Genomic DNA, 3271 nt, shown 5'->3' on the forward strand with positions numbered 1-3271 from the left:
GCCAATTGCCCGGTACCGCCCAGTACCGGCGAGACGTCACAAGCGCAGCAACATACGCGTGTTTCCCAGCGTGTTGGGCTTCACGCGGTCCAGGTCGAGGAACTCGGCGACACCGTCATCGTAAGAACGAAGCAACTCGGCATAGACCTCATGCGCAACAGGCGTGCCGTTGATTTCGGTGAACCCATGGCGCGCGAAGAACGGCACCGCGAAAGTGAGGACGAATACTCTCGACACGCCGACCTGCCGTGCCCGGTCAAGCAACTTGTCGACGATCAGATGCCCGGCGCCGCCGCCGCGCTTGTCCGGGTCAACGGCGACGGTGCGGAGTTCCGCAAGGTCTTCCCACATGACATGCAGCGCGCCGCAGCCCACCACTGTGCCGTCAGCGGTGTTTTCCGCGACAGTGAACTCGAGGATGTCCTCGTATAGGTTCACGGTGGGCTTGTCCAGCAACCGTCCACTGGCCACGTTCTGGTCGATCAGCGCGCGGATTACCGGGACATCCTTGGTGCGCGCTTGCCTCACTATGTACGCCATCGCGCCACTACTGTAGCGGCTAAATGGAATCGCACCGGCCGGATGGCGGGCAGGCACTCCGGCGCGCGACCGGCACATCACGATCCGGCGTCGGCGGGCGTGGTTACCACATCCAGGCGACGCTCGCCAGTCGAACGGGAGTGCCGTAAGAAAGGCAAAACTTGTGCTGAGTCGGTTGGCAACGGCCGCCATATCCAATATTGTGCGTCACCGTGCGTATGGTTAAGCAACGAGTTGTACCGCTTGTCCTCGTGGTGGTTACAGCGTCCGTTCTGTTGCAGACTGGCAACAGTGACGCACAGACCGTCACCGCGCAGCCGTCGCTCAAGACGCTCGTCGCCGAAGCCACGACGCTGTCCAACCAGGTCGACTCGCTCGGCCAGCAGTACGACGAGCTCCAGATCGAGATCGCGCACGCCAAGTCGGAAGAGAAGCTGGCCAAGCAGGCCGATGCCAGGGCGCAGTCGGCGATGTCCGGGAGCCAGCTGGCGGTCGCACAGCTCGCGGCCATGGGCTACATGAACGGCGGGCTCGACCCCACGCTCGAGATGCTCACCAGCGGCAACCCGACGCAGTTCCTCAATCAGGCCTCGACCGTCGAAGAGCTCGACAACGAGGCCACCATGCGGCTGACCAACCTGCAGCAGGCACAGCTCGCCGCGGCGCGCGCCCGGGACACCGCGCAGGAACAGATCGTCACGGTCGACACGCTGCAGAAGGAGATCAACGGCAAGGTCTCCCAGATCAACGCCAAGCTCGACGTCATGAACAGCTCGGTGATGGCGAAGGCGATGGCCGTCTTCGACCAGACGGGCAACTACCCGGACTACACCCTGCCCGCAGTGAACAACGTGGACACCACCGCGCTTCGCTACGCGCTCACCCGCCGCGGCGACGAGTACGTATGGGGCGCGGCGGGCCCGACCACGTTCGACTGCTCGGGCCTGGTCGTCTGGGCGTACGCGCAGGAGGGCATCACCCTGCCGCACTACACCGGCTCGCTGTGGAACTCGGGCATGCACGTGTCCAGGGACGACTTGGAGCCCGGCGACCTGGTGTTCTTCTTCGCCGACATCAGCCACGTGGGCATCTACATTGGCAACGGCCTGATGGTGGACGCGCCGTCCACCGGCCAGGTCGTGCAGGTCCAGCCGGTGTTCTGGGACGCGTACGTCGGCGCCGTCCGTATCGCCTGATTGCCTCGGGGAAACGATCCCCCAGCCCCCCACACCGTCAGGACGGCCGGACGAACGGGAACAGGATCGTCTCCCTGATGTTCTCGCCGGTCAGCATGATCATCAGCCGGTCAATCCCCATCCCCATCCCGCCGGTCGGCGGCATGGCGTGCTCAAGCGCGAGCAGGAAGTCCTCGTCCAGCTCCATCGCCTCCGGGTCGCCGCCCGCCGCGAGCAGCGACTGCGCGGTGAGCCGCTCCCGCTGCACCACCGGATCGACCAGCTCGGAGTAGCCGGTGCCCAGCTCCGTTCCGAACGTCACCAGGTCCCAGCGCTCGGCGAGGCGGGGATCGGTCCGGTGCTGCCTGGTAAGCGGCGACACCTCGACCGGGAAGTCGCGGTAGAAGGTCGGCTCGACGGTCTGCTTCTCCACCAGGCGCTCGTACATCTCCAGGATCACCTGGCCCCGGTTCCACGACGGCTGGAGCGGCACTTCGAGCTTCTCGCACAGCTTCCGCAGCACGAGGTCCGGCGTGTCGGGGGTGATCTCCTCCCCCGCCTTGAGCGAGATCGCCTCGTGCACGGTCAGCGACCGCCACTCACCGCCGATGTCCCACTCGGATCCGTCGGCCCGCTGGATCACCGTGGAGCCGAACGCGGCAACCGCCGCGCCCTGGACGAGCTGCTGCGTCAGCGCGCCGATCGTGTTGTAGTCCCCGTACGTCTGGTACGCCTCGAGCATGGTGAACTCGGGATTGTGAGTGGTGTCCACGCCCTCGTTCCGGAAGATCCGGCCGATCTCGAAGACCGCGTCGATCCCGCCGACGACCAGCCGCTTGAGGTACAGCTCGAGCGCGATCCGCAGGTAGAGCCGTGAGTCGTAGGCGTTCCCGTGCGTGATGAATGGCCGCGCGTTGGCGCCGCCGTGCAGCCCGGTGAGCACCGGCGTCTCCACCTCGAGGAAGCCGCGGGAGATCAGCGAGGTGCGCACCGACTGCACGACCGCCGACCGCATCTCCGCCAGCTGCCGCGCGCGCGGGTTGACGATCAGGTCCACGTACCGCTGCCGCACCCGCGATTCCGGGTCGGTGAGGCCCGCGTGCTTCTCCGGCAGCGGCCGCAGCGACTTGGCGGTGATCGCGAAGGAGTCGGCGAGCACCGACAGCTCGCCGGACCGGGAGGTGATCACCTCTCCGGTCACCCCCACGTGGTCGCCCAGGTCGACGTCACGCTTCCAGGCCGCCAGCGCGTCCTCGCCCACCTTCGCCAGCGAGACCATCACCTGGATGTCGCTGGCCCCGTCGCGCAGCGTCGCGAAGCAGAGCTTGCCGCCGATCCTGGACAGGATGATCCGCCCGGTGACGCCGACGACCTCACCGGTCGCCGTGTCCGCCGGCAGGTTGGCGTACCGGGCGCGCAGCGACGCCACCGTGGCCGTCCGCGGGTAGGTCACCGGATATGGGTCAATACCGGATGAAAGCATCCGGGAGCGCTTCTCCAGCCGGACGCGTACCTGCTCCGGAGCGTTGTCGTCAGCCACGCCCGAAGGTTACCGG

Annotated in this window: 3 protein-coding genes; 1 reads left to right on the top strand and 2 read right to left on the bottom strand. The window is 66.6% G+C overall.

The genetic code is table 11. From position 1 onward, the window contains the following. Positions 1 to 36: 36 nt before the first annotated feature. Entirely contained in the window at positions 37 to 732 is a 696-nt protein-coding gene (locus VME70_07430) for an amino-acid N-acetyltransferase (protein HTW20024.1), read from the bottom strand. Positions 733 to 815: 83 nt separating this feature from the next. Between VME70_07430 and VME70_07435 the strand changes: the two genes are divergently transcribed. After that, positions 816 to 1736 (top strand): NlpC/P60 family protein, encoded by a 921-nt coding sequence (locus VME70_07435; protein ID HTW20025.1) that lies wholly within the window; start codon positions 816 to 818, stop codon positions 1734 to 1736. Between the two features lie 37 nt (positions 1737 to 1773). Here VME70_07435 and lysX read toward each other — a convergent pair whose 3' ends face one another. Next, positions 1774 to 3255: a bifunctional lysylphosphatidylglycerol synthetase/lysine--tRNA ligase LysX gene (gene lysX / locus VME70_07440; GenBank protein ID HTW20026.1), complete on the bottom strand. Its 1482-nt coding sequence runs from the start codon at positions 3253 to 3255 to the stop codon at positions 1774 to 1776. Positions 3256 to 3271 lie beyond the last annotated feature (16 nt).

The sequence above is a fragment of the Mycobacteriales bacterium genome, from assembly GCA_035504215.1.
In the GTDB taxonomy this organism is placed as follows: domain Bacteria; phylum Actinomycetota; class Actinomycetes; order JAFAQI01; family JAFAQI01; genus DATAUK01.

Excerpts from the sequence above, each read along its gene's own strand:
- VME70_07430 (HTW20024.1), bottom strand. The coding sequence starts at position 732 with ATGGCGGCCGTTGCCAACCGACTCAGCACAAGTTTTGCCTTTCTTACG.